We start from the raw sequence: 17,894 nt of genomic DNA, 5'->3' as shown, positions 1-17,894 counted from the left end.
ATGTTCACTTGACGATTCATGCAAGTAAAGGCCAAGGCGTCGCCAACCGACGAAACCGGTGCCCAGGGCACCCGCAACCGCGCCGTGCTGGGGCAGCTCAGCGACATGGACCTGCGCCTGCTCAAGGTGTTCAAGAGCGTGGTCGATTGCGGCGGCATGGCGGCGGCGGAGCTGGAACTGAACATCGGCACATCGACCGTGAGCCGGCATGTGAAGGACCTGGAAACGCGTCTGGGCCTCGTGCTGTGCCGGCGCGGCCGGGCGGGTTTTGCGCTCACGGCCGAGGGCCAGCGCGTGTACGACGAGACGCTGCGCCTGCTGGCCTCGGTCGACGCCTTTCGCGGCAGCATCGACGACATCCACAACCGCATGGGCGGGCAGCTCGACGTGGCGCTGTTCGACAAGACCGCGACCAACCCGAAAGCGCGCATCGGCGAAGCCATCGCGCGCTTCACCGAGATCGCGCCCGAGGTGAGCCTGGCGGTGCACGTGGGTTCGATCAACGCGATCGAGCAGGGCGTGCTGGAGGGCAACTTCCAGATCGGCATCATTCCGGCGCACCGCAGCTCGAAGAGCCTGGTGTATGCCGACCTGTTCGACGAGACCATGCTGCTGTACTGCGGGCAGGGGCATCCGCTGTTCGACAGCCCGCACGGCAAGCTCACCTGGTCAAAGCTGGGTGAGCACCATTTCGCGGGGCTGGGGTATCACTCGCCGAACATGGAACTGAGCCATCGCGCGCGGTTATCGCGCAAGGCGACCGGGTTCGATCAGGAGGCGATTGCGACGCTGATTCTGTCGGGCCGCTTCCTGGGCTTTCTGCCCGACCACTACGCGCAGGTGTTCGAGCAGCGCGGGCTGATGAAGGCGGTGCTGCCGGCGCGCTTCAACTATGCGTGCCGGTTCGTGAGTTTGCTGCGGCGCTCGCCGAAGCCTTCGCGGGCGGTGCTGGCGTTTCAGGCGTGCCTGGAGAAAGCCCACGCCCGTTAGCGCTGCCCACTCGGCAGCAGCAAATGCTTCGCCCCGATGTGCGCTTCCATCTCATGCATGTGGTGCTCCGCATCGACCATGTGCTCGGCCATCAGCCGCCGCACTTCGTCCGCATCTTCCCTGCGGTAGGCCGCCAGCAGTTGCGTGTGGTAGTCCACATTGGTCTCGCCGAAGTGGTGGTGGTCCAGCGCCTTCTTGTAGACGACCAGGTCGCGCAGCAGGTCGTTGAGAAAGCGGCACATGAAGGACAGCACCGGATTGGGGCAGGCCTCGGCCAGCATCGTGTGAAACGCCAACTCGGCCTCGCGCTGCGTGCGCAGTTCGTCTTCGTTGGTCGGCTCGATGGTGCACAGGCGCACGTTCTCTTCGAGCCTTGTGAAGTGTTCGGGCGTGAGCCGCCCGACCACGCTCACGGCCAGCTCGGGCTCCAGCGCCTTGCGCAGCTGGTAGATGTGGTGGCCGTCCAGGTGATGGAAGTGCAGGAAGTTGCGCAGCGGCTCCGACGCATGGTCGACCGACACCTGCTGCAGGTAGGCACCGCCGCCCGGGCCGGTGCGGATCGACACCAGCCCGCGCACTTCCAGCGCCTTCAGCGCTTCGCGCACCGTGCTCTTCGAGTAGCCGAAAAGCTCGATCAGTTCCTTCTCGTTCGGTAGCCGGTCGCCGGGCTGCTTGCGCTCGGCAACGATCCATCGCTTGACGTCTTCGACGATGACGTCCGAGAGCTTTTGCCGCTTCGGAGGGTTGTGCCCCACTCTCATCAAAACGCTCCATCCATGCACATCGGGAGATGCGCGGGATGCGCAACAGCGCGCGATCTTAACGGCGTCATCGGCAGGGTCGGGTTGGGTTTGGGCACGGGGCTTGCTAACGGGTTTTTACCAGCATATTAATCCTATTTATCCGCTTAAATTCACGCCGATTGCAGGCACCGCGTTTTTCTTCCCACTTCACACACCACGACCGGAGAACCCCATGCAACGCAGACAACTCCTTCAGCTCGCCGCCCTGTCGGCCGCCCCGGCTTCGCTCCTGATGAGCCGCTCGGCCATCGCCCAGGCCACCGACGTGATCCGCTTCGGTGCACCGGTGCCCATGTCGGGTGCCTTCGCGGCCAACGGCAAGTTCGCCGACCTGGGGGCCAAGCTGGCGATCGAGCAGTACGGCAAGGTGCTGAACCGTCCGCTGGCCTACACGCTGCTCGACACCGAAGGCAAGCCGGCCACCGCCGTGCGCAAGGTGCAGGAAGCCTCGCAGCAGCAGGGCGCGAAGTTCTTCGCGGGCGGCATCCTGTCGTCGGAATCGCTGGCCATGGGCAAGGAGGCCGAGAAGGCCGGCGGCCTGTTCATCACGACCGCGGGCGCCGATGAGATCACCGGCAAGGACTGCAACCCCGCCACCTTCCGCTGGTCGGTGCCCACCTTCGGAGCCATCGAGCAGACGGTGCGCCCGCTGATCGCGTCCATGCCCAAGGCCAAGCGCTGGTACACGATCACGCCGCAATACGTCTTCGGCGATGGTTTGCTGAGCGCGGCCAAGACCATCTTCCAGGAGAAGGGCATCGAGCACGTGGGCAACAGCTACCACTCGCTCAACGACAAGGAGTTCAGCGGCTACCTCACCAACGCGATGGCCGCCAAGCCCGACGTGCTGCTGCTCCTGAACTTCGGCGCGCAATCGTCGGCCGCGCTGCGCCAGGCGGTGAGCTTCGGCATGCACAAGAACATGACGATCCTCATGGCCTGGGCCTCGGGCCTGGAGCAGTTCGACGAGCTGGGCGCCGACCTGTGCGACGGCGTCTACTTCGGTGCGCAGTACTGGCACACGGTCGACACGCCGCTGAACAAGGACCTGGTGAAGCGCACCGCCGACAAGCTGAAGATCGTGCCCAACTACAGCCTGGCCGGGTCGTACATCTGCACCAAGATCCTCATCGACGGCATCGTGAAAGCGGGCACGGTCGACCAGAAGGCCGTGATCGCCGCGCTCGAAGGCATGAAGTTCGACGGCCTCACGGGCGTGGAAGAAATCCGCAAGGCCGACCACCAGGTCATCAAGGACTACTACCTGCTCAAGGGCAAGGCGAAGTCGAAGATGGCCAACCCGGCCGACTACGTCGACGTGATCAGTTCCGGCAAGTCGTTCCTGCCGGTCGACAAGACCGGCTGCAAGCTGGCCTGACGCCGCCCGGCTCCGCGCCGCGCCTGCGCCCGCATCGTTTGCGGCGCGGGCAGGGCGTGGGCCGCCTGCACGTTTGCCATCCCCCCCGACACCTATGTCCGTCTACCTGCTCCAGACCATCAACGGAATCGGCATCGGCATGCTGTATTTCCTGCTGGCCGTTGGCTTGTCCATCGTGTTCGGCCTGCTGCGCTTCGTGAACTTCGCGCACGGCGCTTTCTACCTGCTGGGCGCCTACCTGTGCTTCCAGGCGCTGCAGTGGGGCCTGAACTTCTGGGCCGCGCTCGTGCTGGTGCCGCTGTTCGTCGGCGCGCTCGGCTGGCTGGCCGAGAAGCTGCTGCTGCGCCGCGTGTACGCCAAGCCGCACGAGTTCCACATCCTCGTGACCGTGGGCCTGGCGCTCGCGGTGCAGGAGATCGTCATCGTGTTCTGGGGCCCGCTGGGCAACAGCGTGCCCACGCCCGACCTGCTGCAGGGCGTGGTGATGTGGGGCAGCTTCATCTACCCGAAGTACCGGCTCTTCGTGATCGGCTTCACCGCCGTGCTCGCGGTGCTGCTGTGGTGGGTGCTCGAAGGCACGCGGCTGGGCAGCGCGGTGCGCGCGGGCAGCGAATCGACCGAGATGGTCTCGCTGCTGGGCATCAACGTGTTCCGCGTGTTCAGCCTGGTGTTCGCGCTCGGCGCGGCCACGGCGGCACTGGCCGGCGTGCTCGCTGCGCCCATCCGCGGGGCCGAGCCCTTCATGGGCGTCGAGGCGCTGGGCGTGGCCTTCGTGGTCGTGGTGATCGGCGGGCTCGGCAGCTTCAGCGGTGCGCTGGTCGGTGGCGTGCTGATCGGCATCGTGCAAAGCCTCATGAGCACCATCTGGCCGCCCGGGGCGAGCCTGATGATCTACATCGCGATGGGCGCCGTGCTGCTGCTGCGCCCGCATGGCCTGCTCGGCCGCAGAGGATGAACGCGCCATGCCAAAGAAATACACCTTCCTGCTGGCGCTGATCGTCGCGCTCGCGCTGCCGCTGTGCATGCGCTCGGGCTCGCTCGCGAGCGAAGTCCTCATCTACGCGCTCGCCGCCCTGGGCTGCAACCTGCTGCTGGGCTACACCGGGCTGCTCTCGTTCGGACAGGGCATCTTCTTCGGGCTGGGCAGCTACACCATCGCGATCCTGCTCACGCGGCTGCAACTGCCGATGCCGCTCGCGCTGCTCGCCGCCATCGGCATGGGCGCGCTGGGCGCGGCGGTGGTCGGCTGGGTCGCCATCCGCCAGCGCGGCACCTACTTCGTGATGCTGACGCTGGCCTTTGCGCAGATGTTCTATTTCATCGCGTACACCGCCTCCGGGCTCACGGGCGGCGACAACGGCCTGCTCGACGTGCCGCGCCCGGCCTTCATGGACACGCCGTGGAAGTACTACGCCTTCGTGGCGGTGATCTTCCTCATCGCGTTCGCGCTGCTGTTGAAGGTGACCGATTCGGTCTTCGGCCGCACGCTGCTCGCCATCCGCGACAACGAGGACCGCGCCGCCGCCGTGGGCTACGACCTCAAGCGCTTCAAGCTGCTGGCCTTCGTGATCTCGGGCGCCGTCACCGGCCTGGCCGGCGGCCTGCACGCGATGATGACCGGCATCGCGCCGCTGTCGAACGCCGAGTACCACACGAGCGAGATGATCCTGGTCATCACCGTGATCGGCGGTACCGGCAATCTGTTCGCCTCGGTGCTCGGTTCGGCCTTCTACGTGCTGCTGGCCGATTGGCTCTCCACGCTGTGGCCGCGCTGGCTGCTGCTGCTGGGCCTGCTGCTGATCGGCGTGAGCATCGGCATGCAACGCGGCCTCTGGGGCCTGGGCGAAAGCGCCTGGCGCCGGGTGTTCCGCAAGACGGCGGCTGCCGCCGAAGCGCCGCTGGCACAGGGAGAAAAAGCATGAGCGACATCCTCATCGAAGCCATCGGCGTCACCAAGCACTACGGCAAGTTCGCCGCGCTCGGCGGGGTCGACCTGAAGATCAGGCGCAACACCGTGCACTCGGTGATCGGGCCCAACGGCGCAGGCAAGACCACGCTCTTTCACATGCTCACGGGCACCGGCACCACCACGGGCGGGCGCATCCTGTTCGACGGCCACGACGTGACGCGCGAGGCCGACCACCAGCGCGTGCAGCGCGGCATGGCGCGCTCGTTCCAGGTCACGAGCCTGTTTCCCAGCCTCTCGGTGCGCGAGAACCTGCGCGTGGCCGCGCAGGGCGTTGCGCCGCGCCAGGCCATGAACTGCTGGCGTGCACCCATCGGCGAGCGCGCCTGCACCGACACGGTGGCCGAGGTGCTCGCACGCGTCGGCCTCGAACGGCTGGCCGACACCGCCGCCAGCGTGCTTTCGCACGGTCAGCAGCGCCGCCTCGAAGTGGGCATGGCGCTGGCCGCGAAACCCAAGGTCATCTTCCTGGACGAGCCGACCTCGGGCATGGGCATCGACGACCTCGACGACATGAAGCAGCTCATTCGCGGCCTGCGCGACGCGCACACCGTGGTGCTGATCGAGCACAACATGAACATCGTGATGGACATCTCCGACACCGTGACCGTCATGCAGCTGGGCCGCGTGCTGGCCGAGGGGCTGCCGGGCGACATCCGGTCCGACGCGCGCGTGCGCACCGCGTACCTGGGCAACATGATCACCGGAGGCAAGGCATGAGCGGCGGACAGAACATCCTCGAAGTCGAAGGCCTGCACGCGCACTACGGCAAGAGCCATGTGCTGCAGGGCGTGTCGCTCACGGTGGGCGAGGCCGAACTCGTCACATTGCTGGGCCGCAACGGCGCGGGCAAGTCGACCACGCTCAAGAGCATTGCCGGCGCCGTCACGCCGACGGGTGGACGCGTGCGGTTTCAAGGCGCCGATATCGCAGGCCAGCCACCGCACCGCATCGCCACGCGCGGCGTGTGCCTGGTGCCCGAACACCGCGGCGTCTTCAAGCTGCTCACGGTGGAAGAGAACCTGATGCTCGGCCTGCGGCGCGATTCGCCCTGGCAGCTGGCCGACATCTACCGCATCTTCCCGCGCCTGAAGGAGCGCCGGCGCAACGGCGGCGGGCAGCTGTCGGGCGGCGAGCAGCAGATGCTGGCCATCGGGCGCGCACTCATGAACCACCCGCGTTTGCTGATCCTCGACGAGCCCGTCGAAGGCCTGGCACCGGTGATCGTGGAAGAGATCGTCGCGCAGCTCAAGACCATCAAGGCCGCGGGCGTGGCCATCCTGCTGGTCGAGCAGAACCTCGAGGTCTGCGTGCAGCTGGCCGACCGCCACTACATCGTGGAGCAGGGCCTGATCGTGCACGAAGCCGGCAATGCCGCCTTCATGGCCGACCACGACGTGAAAGACCGCTACTTGGGCGTCGGTCTTGCCTGAACCTCGCCATCCATTCGTCGAAAAAACATGAACACACAGAACGAACTTTCCACCACGCCGGACGTGCGCGCGCTGCGCGTGAACGGGCAGCGCCTCTGGGACTCGCTGATGCAACTCGCGCAACTCGGCGCCACCGAGAAGGGCGGCGTATGCCGCATCGCGCTCACCGACCTCGATCGACAGGGCCGCGACCTCTTCACGCGCTGGGCGCGCGAGGCGGGCTGCGAAGTGCGCGTGGACGCCATCGGCAACATCTTTGCGCGCCGCGCAGGCCGCAACAACGCGCTGCCACCCATCACGACCGGCAGCCACATCGACACGCAGCCCACGGGCGGCAAGTTCGACGGCAACTACGGCGTGCTCGCCGGGCTGGAAGTGATCCGCAGCCTGAACGATGCGGGCATTGAAACCGAAGCACCGGTCGAGGTCGCGGTGTGGACCAACGAGGAAGGCTCGCGCTTCGTGCCCGTGATGATGGGCTCGGGCGTGTTCGCGGGCGCTTTCACGCTGGAGCATGCACTCGCGCAGCGCGACACCGACGGCGTGAGCGTGGCCGAGGCGCTGTCGGCCATCGGCTATGCCGGCGCCGTGCCCGCATCGGCGACGGCATCGCCGGTCGGTGCCTACTTCGAGGCGCACATCGAACAGGGGCCCGTGCTCGAAGCGAACGAGCGCGTCATCGGCGTGGTCGAGGGCGCGTTGGGCCAGCGCTGGTACGACGTGGTCGTGCAGGGCATGGAAGCCCATGCCGGCCCCACGCCGATGGAACTGCGCAAGGACGCGCTGCTGGCCGCCGCCGAAATCGTGGTCGAGGTGAACCGCATCGCGCTCGCCCATGCGCCGCACGGGCGCGGTACGGTCGGCTGGATCGACAACTACCCGAACTCGCGCAACGTGATTCCGGGCCGCGTGAAGCTCAGCGTCGACCTGCGTGCGGCCGACGACGTGGTGCTGTCGGCCATGGACGCGGCACTGAAAGAAGCCGTGCAGCGCATCGCGACCAAGGGCAAGGTCGAGGCGACGATCGAGCAGGTCGTGTACTTCCCGCCGCAGCCCTTCACGCCCGCGCTGGTGTCGGCCGTGCGCGAGGCTGCGCAGGACCAGGGCATGACCTGGATGAACGTGATCAGCGGCGCCGGCCACGATGCCGTGTACCTCGCGCGCGTGTGCCCCGCGGCGATGATCTTCGTGCCGTGCCTGGACGGCATCAGCCACAACGAGATCGAGGACGCGCAGCCCGATCACCTCGAGGCCGGCTGCAACGTGCTGCTGCAGGCCATGCTGCAAAGCGCAGGAGTCGCTGCATGAAAGTCCTGATCGCCCGTCTCAACCACGAGACCAACACCTTCTCGCCCGTGCCCACGCCGCTCGCGGCCTTCGGGCCCGACGGCCCGACTTTCGGTGACCAGGCCTACGCCGACAACAAGGGCATGCGCACCGCGATGTCGGCCTTCATCGACCTGGCCGAAGCGGCGGGCGCACAGGTGGTCACGCCGGTGTCGGCGTCGGCCAACCCGAGCGGGCCGGTCGATGCGCAGGCCTACACCACGCTCACGCAATGCATCGTCGATGCGGCGCCGGGCTGCGACGCGATCCTGCTCGACCTGCACGGTGCGATGGTGGCGCAGAACAGCACCGACGGCGAAGGCGACCTGCTGGTGCGCCTGCGCGCCGCGGCGCCCGGCGTGCCGATCGGCGTGGCGCTGGACCTGCACGCCAACGTGACGCCCGCGATGGTGCAGAACGCCGACGTCATCGTCGGCTTCAAGACCTACCCGCACATCGACATGTACGAGACAGGCGAGCACGCCGGCCGGCTGATGTTCGACCTGCTGGCCGGGCGCAGCCAGCCGCACATGCGCTGGCGCCAGCTGCCGCTGATGGCGCACACGCTGCGCAGCGCGTCGTTCACCGGCGCGATGCAGCGGGCCATCGAGGCGGCGCGCGCGGCGGAAAAATCCGAGTCGCTCGCGGTGTCGATCCTGGCGGGTTTCTCGCTGTCGGACATCGCGGCGCCGTGCATGAGCGTGATCGTGGTCGATGCGCAATCGCCCGCGCGCGCCCAGGCCACGGCCGACCGCATCGCCGCGCAGATGTGGGCCGAGCGCGAGGCCTTCATCTACCGCAGCGAGCCGCTGGCCGAGTCGGTCGCACGCGCGAAGCTCATTGCCGGCGGTGCGACGCGCCCGGTGCTGCTGCTCGACCACGGCGACAACTGCATGTCCGGCGGCAGCTGCGACACGATGGACGTGCTGCAGGAAGCGCTGGCGCAGGGCCTGGACGGCATCGGCGTCGGGCCGCTGTGCGACCCCGAGGCGGTGGCCGCGCTGGTCGCTGCGGGCGAGGGCGCCGAGGTGACGGTGGCGCTGGGCAACAAGGTGTCGCTCGAAGGCATCGGTCTCGCGAAGACGCCCGTGCAGCTGACCGGCACCGTGCGCACCATCAGCAACGGCGAGTACGTGATCACCGGCCCCACCTACACTGGCCAGCGCAGCAGCATGGGCCGCACGGTGCTGTTCGACATCGGCGCGGCGCGCATCGTCGTCACCGAGCGCACGCAGGAGCCGTGGGACATCGGCGTGTTCGAATGCGCCGGGCTCGACCCGCGCACGGAACGCTTCCTGCTGCTGAAGTCGCGCATGTACTGCCGGCCGGTGTTCGAGCCGCTGTCGGCGGCGCTGGTGGAGTGCGACAGCCCGGGCGTGACCAGTTCGGACTACGGCCTGTTCCCGTTCAGCCAGGTGCGCCGGCCGGTGTTCCCGCTCGACGCGAACGCGACGATGGACCTGTCTGCATAACCTGCCACGTCATCGACGCGCGGCGCGTGCGGCGCGACCATTCCTTCACCCCGCGCTGTTGCGGGTCGAACCCTCGAAAGGAACAGTCGCCATGAACACCGCCACCCACGACGCCCATGCCATCGCCACCGGCTACATCGCCGTCTGGAACGAGACCGACGCCGCGCGCCGCGCCGCACTCATCGAAACCGGCTGGACCGCCGACGCCCGCTATGTCGATCCGATGGCGCAGGCCAGCGGCCGCGAGCAGATCAGCGCGCTGGTCGGCGCGGTGCACCAGCGCTATCCGGGCTTTCGCTTCCACCTGCTGGGCAAGGCCGAGGCGCACGGCGACAACCTGCGCTTCTCGTGGACGCTGGGCCCGAGCGGCACCGACGACCTGATCCAGGGCACCGACTTTGCGCAGGTCGACGCAGGCAAGCTGCGCGCGGTGACGGGCTTTCTCGACAAGGTGCCCGTCGGCGCCTGACGGCGCGCGCCGGGTCTGCGCCGGATCAGTCCGACGTGCCCGCAGGCCGGCCGCGCCAGAGCTTGCGGTAGACCGTCGCACGGCTGATGCCCAGCGTGCGCGCCGCCTCGGCCACATTGCCACGCGCGTCGGTGACTGCCTTGCGGATCAGCGCGGTTTCCACGTCGCGCAGGCGGGGGCGAACGTCGGTGGCAGTGCCGGACACACCCGGCACACCACCGTGCTCGCTGCCGCCGCGCTGGGCCCGCACCTGCACCCGCAGGCCCGACCACAGCGGCACCTCGAGCGTTGCATCGCCGCGCCGTGCGGCGTCGAACATCATGTGCAGCGGCAGCGCGAACAGGTCGTTGAAATGCAGGCCGCCCGGATGGCAGGCCAGCGGCTGGTGCAGCATCTGCCGCGCCGCGGCGTTGGCGCCGGCGACGTGGCCGGCCGCGTCGATGCACAGCAGGCCTTCGGTGGTCTCGCTGCTCGGGCAGCCGGGCCAGAGCAGCCGCAGCAGCAGCTCGCAAGGTTCGCGCTGCACCAGCAGGTTCTCGATGCTGCGCGCCGACAGCGTGGCCAGGTGGCGCAGCTCGGGCCGCTCGACCACCTGCACGCCCGTGAGGTCGAGCATGCCGATGCAGTCGCCCCGGGGACCGAAGAGCGGGGCGCCGGCGCAGCTGTACACGCTGGTGTCGTCGAAGAAGTGTTCGCCGCGGTGCAGCCACACCGATTCCTGTTCGGCCAGTGCCGTGCCGATGGCGCTGGTGCCGATGGCGCTTTCCGACAGGTCGACACCGATGCGCCCGATGTCGCGCGCGTGGCGGGCGGCAGGGTCGCTGCCGTCGGGCAGGGTGCCCACATCGACCACGATGCCGCGAGCGTCGGTCAGGATGGCGAAATAGCGGGTGTCGGCAATGGCGCGGGAGAGCCGTTCGATCACCGGACGCGCCGCCGTGACCAGGGCCCGGTTGCATTCGGTGACATCGCGGCCGGCGCTGCGGCTCACGGCTTCAAAGCTCACGCGCTGCTGGGGCCGGCGGCCGGCTTCGAGGCAACGCTGCCAGGAGCGGGTGATGCCCGGATCGACCCGCGCTGCGACGCGCGGCCGGGGGCCGTCGCCTTCGATCAGCTCGCGGCGCGCCTGCGCAATGGCCAGCGAACGCTCGACGGGAGACGGGGTGGCGGAAGCGGACATCATCATGAGGATTCTTCTTCGCGCGGGAGGGGCGGGGGCAGGCGGCTTTTTGAGGCTCGCCGGACGACAAGCTGTTTCATTTTGAGAATTTCCCGCGCGCTGTGCAAGTGTCGAGGGTTTTTGCCTAGGATAGTGCGAAAGCGCGGCATCCAAGATGACCCGCTGAACCAGCCATCACCTTCCACGGAGACAGCCACATGCAGGTCGCTTTCAAGGTCAACGGCCGTCCGGTCACGGTCGACGCTCCACCGAACACCTTCCTTGTGCACGCGATCCGCGAGCACCTCCACCTCACCGGAACCCACGTCGGATGCGACACCGCCCAGTGCGGCGCCTGCACGGTCCACCTGAACGGCCGGGCGGTCAAGTCGTGCAACATCCTGGTCGCGCAGGCGGCCGGCGCCGAGGTCACCACCATCGAGGGCATTGCCGAAGCCGACGGCACCATGCATCCCATGCAGGCAGCCTTCAAGGAGTGCCACGGCCTGCAGTGCGGTTTCTGCACGCCGGGCATGGTCATGAGCGCCATCGACCTGTGCACCCACCACCCCAAGTCGAGCGAGTCGGAAATCCGCGAACTGCTCGAGGGCAACCTGTGCCGCTGCACGGGTTACCAGAACATCGTGAAGGCCGTGAAGATGGGCGGCGAGGCCATGGCCTCGGGCACTCCGGTCAAGACCACCGTCACCGCCTGAAAGGGAGCCACATCATGGGTGCTTCCGACTTCTCCAACCTGCCGCACATCGGCGAGGCCCTGCGGCGCAAGGAAGACTATCGCTTCCTGACCGGCGCGGGCAACTACACGGACGACATCACGCTGGCCAACCAGAGCCATGCGGTCTTCGTGCGCTCGCCGCACGCGCACGCCGTCATCAAATCGATCGACATTGAAGCGGCCTCCAGGATGCCCGGCGTCGTCGGCATCTTCAGCGGCAAGGACATCGAAGGAAAGATGGGTGGGCTGCCCTGCGGCTGGCTCATCAACAACCCCGACGGCACCCCCATGAAGGAGCCGATGCACCCGATCCTCGCGATCAAGAAGGTGCGCTACGTGGGCGACCACGTCGCCATGGTGGTGGCCGAGACGGTCGAGCAGGCCAAGAACGCGGCCGAAGCCGTGGTGGTCGACTACGACGTGCTGCCCGCACTCGTGAGCGTGGCGGACGCGGCCAAGAAGACCGGCAGCACCACGCTGCACGACGAGGCGCCCGACAACCAGTGCTACAAGTGGGTGCTGGGCGACAAGGCGGCGGTGGACAACGTGTTCGCCACGGCGGCGCACGTCACCAGGCTCGACCTGGTCAACAACCGGCTCATTCCCAACCCGATCGAGCCGCGCGTGGCCATCGGCAGCTACAGCCGCGGCACCGACGACTACACGCTCTACGTGTCGAACCAGAACCCGCACGTCGAGCGCCTGCTGATGACGGCTTTCGTGCTGGGCCTGCCCGAGCACAAGGTGCGCGTGATCGCGCCCGACGTGGGCGGCGGCTTCGGCTCCAAGATCTTCCTGTACGCCGAAGACGTGTGCCTCACCTGGGCCGCCAAGCAGCTCAACCGCAACATCAAGTGGACGGCCGAGCGCTCGGAGTGCTTCCTGTCCGACGCGCACGGCCGCGACCACGTGAGCCACGCCGAGATGGCGATGGACAAGGACGGCAAGTTCCTCGCCATGCGCGTGCACACCGACGCCAACCTCGGCGCCTACCTGTCGACCTTCTCGACCGCGGTGCCGACCATCCTGTACGCCACGCTGCTGGCCGGCCAGTACACGACGCCGCAGATCTACGTCGAGGTCGACGCCTGGTTCACCAACACCTCGCCGGTCGATGCGTACCGCGGGGCAGGGCGGCCCGAGGCCACCTACCTGCTGGAGCGCCTCGTGTCGCGCTGTGCCTGGGAAATGAACCTGGGCCAGGACGAGATCCGCAAGCGCAACTTCATCACCAGCTTCCCGTACCAGACGCCCGTGGCGCTGCAGTACGACACCGGCGATTTCCATGCCTGCATGGACAAGGCGAAGGTGCTGGCCGAGGTCGACGGCTACGCGGCACGCAAGGCGGCGACCGAGGCCAAGGGCAAGCTGCGCGGCATCGGCTACTCCAGCTACATCGAGGCCTGCGGCATTGCGCCGTCGAACATCGCGGGCGCGCTTGGTGCGCGGGCGGGTCTCTTCGAGTGCGGCGAAATCCGTGTGCACCCGACTGGCAGCGTGACGGTGTTCACCGGCTCGCACAGCCACGGCCAGGGCCATGAGACCACCTTCGCGCAGGTCGTCGCTGCGCGCCTGGGCATTCCGGTCGAGAACGTCGATGTGGTGCACGGCGACACCGGCCGCGTGCCCTTCGGCATGGGCACCTACGGCTCGCGCTCCATCTCGGTGGGGGGCGCGGCCATCATGAAGGCGCTCGACAAGATCGAGACCAAGGCCAAGAAGATCGCCGCGCACCTCATGGAAGCAAGCGATGCCGACATCGAGTTCGCCAACGGCGAGTTCACCGTCAAGGGCACCGACAAGAAGATCCCCTTCGGGCAGGTGGCACTCACGGCCTACGTGCCGCACAACTACCCGCTCGACAAGCTCGAGCCCGGCCTGAACGAAACCGCCTTCTACGACCCGACCAACTTCACCTTTCCGGGCGGCACCTACATCTGCGAGGTCGAGATCGACAGGCAGACCGGCGAAGTGCGCGTCGACCGATTCACCGCGGTGGACGACTTCGGCACCATCATCAACCCGATGATCGTCGAGGGACAGGTGCACGGCGGGCTGGTGCAGGGCATCGGCCAGGCGCTGCTCGAGAACTGCGTGTACGACAACGAGACCGGCCAGCTGCTCACCGGCAGCTTCATGGACTACGCCATGCCCAGGGCGGGCGACTTCCCGCAGTTCAAGCTCGACACCGTGTGCACCCCGTGCACGCACAACCCGCTGGGCACCAAGGGCTGCGGCGAGGCGGGCGCCATCGGCTCGCCGCCGGCCGTCATCAACGCGGTGCTCGATGCGCTGGCGCCGCTGGGCGTCAAGGATTTCGACATGCCCGCTTCGTCCAGCCGCGTCTGGGAAGCGATGCAAAAGGGCAACACGCCGCAGGATGCGCAAGCCCCCTCGCTCGCTGCCAGTACCCAAGGCCGTCCCGCTCCCTGAACAACAACAGAAGGACTCACACCATGTACGCCTTCACTCTCGAACGGCCAGCCACCGTGGCCGATGCGGCCCAGCTCATCGCCGCGGGCGCCAAGCCGCTCGCCGGCGGCCAGACACTGCTCGCTTCCATGAAGCTCAGGCTCTCCGCGTCCGAACAGCTGGTGGACCTGAGCGGCATCAAGGAACTCACCGGCATCAAGAAAGACGCCGGCACGGTCACCCTTGGCGCCATGTCGCGTCACCTCGACGTGGCGAACAACGCCGACGTGAAGGCCGCGTACCCCGCGCTGGCCGACCTCGCGTCGCGCATCGGCGACCGGCAGGTGCGCGCGATGGGCACCGTCGGCGGCTCGGTGGCCAACAACGACCCGGCTGCGTGCTATCCGAGCGCCGTGCTGGCCTCGGGCGCGACCATCGTCACGTCGAAGCGCGAAATTGCGGCCGACGACTTCTTCCAGGGCCTGTTCACCACGGCGCTTGAAGAAGACGAGCTGATCGTCGCCATCCGCTTCCCGATTCCGAAGCGCGCGGTGTACGAGAAGCTGCGCCAGAAGGCCTCGAACTTCCCGCTGGTCGGCATCTTCCTGGCGCAGTACGACAGCGGCGTGCGCGTGGCCGTCACCGGCGCGGGCAATGGCGTGTTCCGCCACGCCGGGCTCGAGGACGCGCTCAACAAGAGCTTCACCGCCGCGGCAGCTGCCGCCGTGAAGATCGACGCGAGCGACCTCAACAGCGACCTGCATGCCTCGGCCGCCTACCGCGCGAACCTGATCAGCGTGCTGACGCAGCGCGCCGTGACCAAAGCACTCGGCTGAAGCAGCCAGGCGCCGTCGCCCACCGGAAGGCGCGACAGCCTCGCGTCTTCCGCTACGCTTGCCCATGATCTTCCCGACCATCGACGCCCTTTCCGACGGCTTGCGGCAGGCCGGCTACTTTGCCGACCGCCGCCTGGCCACTGCAGTGTTCCTCGCGCTCAAGCTGCAGCGTCCGCTGCTGCTCGAAGGCGAGCCCGGTGTCGGCAAGACCGAGCTGGCCAAGGCGCTGTCGACGGCCCTGAACCGCGAGCTGCTGCGCCTGCAGTGCTACGACGGCATGGAGCAGCGCGAGGCGCTCTACGAATGGAACTACGCCGCGCAGCTGCTGCACATGCGCGCGGCCGAAGCCACCGGAGCGGCACGCGACGTGGAGGCCGAGGTCTACCAGCCGCACTACCTGATCCGCCGCCCGCTGCTGCAGGCGCTGCAGACGCCCGCACCCGGTGCCGTGCTGCTGATCGACGAGGTCGACCGCGCCGACGAGCCCTTCGAAGCCTTCCTGCTCGAGTACCTCGGTGAGTACCAGGTCAGCATTCCCGAGCTGGGCACCGTGCGCGCCGTGGTGCCGCCGGTGACGCTGCTCACCAGCAACCGCACGCGCGAGTTGAACGACGCCGTGAAGCGACGCTGCCTTTATCACTGGCTCGACTACCCCGAGCGCGAGCGCGAGCTGGCCATCGTGCGCGCGCAGGTGCCGCAAGCCGGCGAGACGCTCTCGGCGCAGGTGGCGGCCTTCGTGGCGCGGCTGCGCTCGGCGCCGTTCGTCAATGCCTTCCAGCGCGCGCCCGGCATCGCCGAAAGCGTGGAGTGGGCGCGGGCGCTGATCGCGCTCGACACCGTCGAACTCGACCCCGAAGTGGTCGTCGACACCGCCGGCATCCTCTTCAAGCAGCGCGACGACGTCGCGGCACTCACGCACGAGCTGGCCTGCGACCTGTTGAGGCCCGAGGAACCGCTCGCGAGCTGAGCGAGGCCGAGGCACACGCATGGCCGGCATCCAGCAACTTGGCGACGTCCGCAGCGGCAAGCTGGCGGGCAACATCGCCGCCTTCGGTCGCGCACTGCGCCGCGCCGGCGTGCGCACCGACGCCATGCGCATCGCGCTCGCCACCGAGGCGGCCACGCTGGTCGGCGTCGAAGACAAGCTCGACCTGGGCGCCGCGATGGAAGCCGTGATGGTCAGTCGCGAGCAAGACCGGCTGGTGTTCCGTGAACTCTTCGACGCGTGGTTCCGCGACCCCGAGCTGGCCAACAAGCTGCTCGCCCAGATGTTGCCCAGCGCCGAAGGCAAGGCCGAGCCCTCCAAGCGTCGCCCGCGCGTGCGCGAGGCACTGAGCCCGCCGCGTGATGCCGTGAAGCCGGCCGCACCGGCGAAGCCCGACGAAGAGATCAAGTTCGACGCCGCCATGACGGCCAGCGACCGCCAGCGGTTGCAGCATGCCGACTTCAACGCGCTCGGCGCGGCCGAGTACCGGCTGGTCGAACGGCTGGCGCGCGATATCACGCTGCCTGTGCCTCGGCTGCCCACGCGCCGCCTGCGCCCGGCCGGCGATGCAGGCAGCGCGCATGCGCGCATGCACTGGCCCGGCGTGCTGCACGAGGCGGCGCGCACCGGCGGTGAGATCCTGCGCCTGCCCCGACTGGCGCGGCGCGAACAGCCCTTGCCGCTGCTGGTGCTGGTCGACGTGTCGGGCTCGATGGAGCGCTACGCGCGCCTGCTGCTGGCCTTTCTGCATGCCGCCACGCGGCGCGCTGGCCGGCGCGACGTGTTCGCCTTCGGCACGCGGCTGACCGACCTCACGCCGGCTTTCCGGCTGGCCGATGCCGACGCCATGCTGGAGGCCGCGAGCCTGGCCATCGACGACTTTGCGGGCGGCACGCGGCTGGGCGGTTCACTGGCCGAGCTGCGTCAGTCGCACGCGCGCCGGCTCATCGGCCGCCGCACGCTGGTGCTGGTGATCAGCGACGGGCTCGACACGGGCGAGCCCGCGGTGCTCGAGACCGAGCTGCAATGGCTCCAGCGCCATTCGCGCCGCCTGCTGTGGCTCAACCCGCTGCTGCGCTTCGAGGGCTACGCCCCTCTGGCGCGTGGGGCCGCCGTGCTGCACCGCCATGCGGACGCGATGCTGGCGGTCCACAATCTGAATGCACTGGAACAGCTGGCCGCCAGCCTGGCCGCGCTGATGCGCGCCAGCCGCTAGGACCTGACTCAGGAAAGAACAAAGGAAACCCACCATGGAAATGCTCGGAAATCGCCGCCTCGGTGTCACCCAACAACAGGCCTGGGAAGCGCTCAACGACCCCGAGACGCTCAAGAAGTGCATTCCCGGCTGCGACAAGTTCGAGCTCACGGGCGACAACACCTACAGCGTCGCGCTGGCCGTGAAGATCGGCCCCGTGTCGGCCAAGTTCAGCGGCAAGGTGATGCTGTCGGACATCGTCGCGCCCGACGGCTACAAGCTCACCTTCGAAGGGCAGGGCGGCGTGGCGGGGTTTGCCAAGGGCTCGTCGAGCGTGTCGCTCAAGCCGGTGGCCGGTGCAGCCGGAACGGCGGTTGCAGATGCCGCACCTGCTGACGGCGCAACCACGGCGGCGGACCCGGTTGCGGCGCCGGCCGGCTGCGAACTCGACTACACCGTGCAGGCCCAGGTCGGCGGCAAGATCGCCCAGCTCGGCCAGCGCCTGATCGACGGCGCGGCCAAGTCCACCGCCGACGATTTCTTCAAGCGCTTCGAGGCCGAGATGCAAAACCGCTACGGCCCGCCGCCCGCACCGGCCGTGGACGCGTCGGTCGAGGCGCCCGCCGAGAAGACTGGCGTGATGTCGGGCCTCATGAAGAAGATGGGCTTCGGCAAGAAGGACGGCGACGACGCCGCCACGCCGGGCGACGCCGCCTGACGCACAAGGTCCTGTC

General features: G+C 68.2%; 17 protein-coding genes. 15 read left to right on the top strand and 2 right to left on the bottom strand.

Features of this window, described 5'->3' with window-relative positions; all coding sequences use genetic code 11:
• Window positions 1–18 precede the first annotated feature (18 nt).
• Window positions 19–990 carry a LysR family transcriptional regulator gene (locus tag ASD34_RS22875; protein WP_056582742.1) on the top strand — a complete coding sequence of 324 codons (972 nt, stop codon included), beginning with the start codon at window positions 19–21 and terminating at the stop codon, window positions 988–990.
• Here the strand turns inward: ASD34_RS22875 and ASD34_RS22870 are convergent.
• Entirely contained in the window at window positions 987–1,751 is a 765-nt protein-coding gene (locus tag ASD34_RS22870) for a FadR/GntR family transcriptional regulator (RefSeq protein ID WP_056582740.1), read from the bottom strand. The genes ASD34_RS22875 and ASD34_RS22870 overlap by 4 nt on opposite strands.
• Window positions 1,752–1,965: 214 nt before the next feature.
• Between ASD34_RS22870 and ASD34_RS22865 the strand changes: the two genes are divergently transcribed.
• The 8 genes from ASD34_RS22865 to ASD34_RS22830 all read left to right on the top strand — a co-directional run bounded on the left by ASD34_RS22865 (window position 1,966) and on the right by ASD34_RS22830 (window position 9,837).
• Window positions 1,966–3,171 (top strand): ABC transporter substrate-binding protein, encoded by a 1,206-nt coding sequence (locus ASD34_RS22865; protein ID WP_056582738.1) that lies wholly within the window; start codon window positions 1,966–1,968, stop codon window positions 3,169–3,171.
• Between the two features lie 94 nt (window positions 3,172–3,265).
• On the top strand, window positions 3,266–4,126 hold the full coding sequence (locus ASD34_RS22860; RefSeq protein WP_056582736.1) for a branched-chain amino acid ABC transporter permease: 861 nt from the start codon (window positions 3,266–3,268) through the stop codon (window positions 4,124–4,126).
• A gap of 7 nt (window positions 4,127–4,133) precedes the next feature.
• Window positions 4,134–5,093 carry a branched-chain amino acid ABC transporter permease gene (locus ASD34_RS22855; RefSeq protein ID WP_056582734.1) on the top strand — a complete coding sequence of 320 codons (960 nt, stop codon included), beginning with the start codon at window positions 4,134–4,136 and terminating at the stop codon, window positions 5,091–5,093.
• On the top strand, window positions 5,090–5,857 hold the full coding sequence (locus ASD34_RS22850; protein WP_056582732.1) for an ABC transporter ATP-binding protein: 768 nt from the start codon (window positions 5,090–5,092) through the stop codon (window positions 5,855–5,857). Before ASD34_RS22855 ends, ASD34_RS22850 begins: the two co-directional genes overlap by 4 nt.
• Window positions 5,854–6,570 (top strand): ABC transporter ATP-binding protein, encoded by a 717-nt coding sequence (locus ASD34_RS22845; protein ID WP_056582730.1) that lies wholly within the window; start codon window positions 5,854–5,856, stop codon window positions 6,568–6,570. The genes ASD34_RS22850 and ASD34_RS22845 overlap by 4 nt, the downstream gene beginning before the upstream one ends.
• Before the next feature lie 27 nt (window positions 6,571–6,597).
• Window positions 6,598–7,878: a Zn-dependent hydrolase gene (locus tag ASD34_RS22840; RefSeq protein WP_056582728.1), complete on the top strand. Its 1,281-nt coding sequence runs from the start codon at window positions 6,598–6,600 to the stop codon at window positions 7,876–7,878.
• The gene (locus ASD34_RS22835; protein WP_056582726.1) at window positions 7,875–9,368 is read left to right on the top strand and encodes a M81 family metallopeptidase; all 1,494 of its coding nucleotides are present in this window, start codon (window positions 7,875–7,877) and stop codon (window positions 9,366–9,368) included. Before ASD34_RS22840 ends, ASD34_RS22835 begins: the two co-directional genes overlap by 4 nt.
• 91 nt (window positions 9,369–9,459) lie before the next feature.
• Window positions 9,460–9,837, top strand: coding sequence for a nuclear transport factor 2 family protein (locus ASD34_RS22830; protein ID WP_056582724.1), 378 nt, complete (start codon window positions 9,460–9,462; stop codon window positions 9,835–9,837).
• Between the two features lie 25 nt (window positions 9,838–9,862).
• On the opposite strand, the gene ASD34_RS22825 is transcribed toward ASD34_RS22830, so the two are convergent.
• Complete coding sequence (locus ASD34_RS22825; protein WP_414929890.1) at window positions 9,863–11,020, bottom strand: helix-turn-helix domain-containing protein; 1,158 nt, start codon at window positions 11,018–11,020, stop codon at window positions 9,863–9,865.
• A gap of 194 nt (window positions 11,021–11,214) precedes the next feature.
• Between ASD34_RS22825 and ASD34_RS22820 the strand changes: the two genes are divergently transcribed.
• The 6 genes from ASD34_RS22820 to ASD34_RS22795 all read left to right on the top strand — a co-directional run bounded on the left by ASD34_RS22820 (window position 11,215) and on the right by ASD34_RS22795 (window position 17,878).
• Window positions 11,215–11,712, top strand: coding sequence for a (2Fe-2S)-binding protein (locus tag ASD34_RS22820; RefSeq protein WP_056582722.1), 498 nt, complete (start codon window positions 11,215–11,217; stop codon window positions 11,710–11,712).
• Window positions 11,713–11,726: 14 nt separating this feature from the next.
• Entirely contained in the window at window positions 11,727–14,165 is a 2,439-nt protein-coding gene (locus tag ASD34_RS22815) for a xanthine dehydrogenase family protein molybdopterin-binding subunit (protein WP_056582720.1), read from the top strand.
• A gap of 23 nt (window positions 14,166–14,188) precedes the next feature.
• Window positions 14,189–14,980: an FAD binding domain-containing protein gene (locus tag ASD34_RS22810; RefSeq protein WP_056582718.1), complete on the top strand. Its 792-nt coding sequence runs from the start codon at window positions 14,189–14,191 to the stop codon at window positions 14,978–14,980.
• A gap of 64 nt (window positions 14,981–15,044) precedes the next feature.
• Complete coding sequence (locus tag ASD34_RS22805) at window positions 15,045–15,947, top strand: AAA family ATPase (RefSeq protein WP_056582715.1); 903 nt, start codon at window positions 15,045–15,047, stop codon at window positions 15,945–15,947.
• 19 nt (window positions 15,948–15,966) lie between these two features.
• Window positions 15,967–17,181, top strand: a complete 1,215-nt coding sequence (locus ASD34_RS22800; protein ID WP_056582713.1) for a vWA domain-containing protein — start codon at window positions 15,967–15,969, stop codon at window positions 17,179–17,181.
• Window positions 17,182–17,215: 34 nt separating this feature from the next.
• Entirely contained in the window at window positions 17,216–17,878 is a 663-nt protein-coding gene (locus ASD34_RS22795) for a CoxG family protein (protein ID WP_056582711.1), read from the top strand.
• The last annotated feature ends 16 nt before the right edge of the window (window positions 17,879–17,894 follow it).

Source organism: Variovorax sp. Root473 (assembly GCF_001426505.1).
Lineage (GTDB): Bacteria > Pseudomonadota > Gammaproteobacteria > Burkholderiales > Burkholderiaceae_C > Variovorax.
Note: the sequence above shows the minus strand (reverse complement) of the source record. Positions and strands in the feature narration are given on the sequence as shown.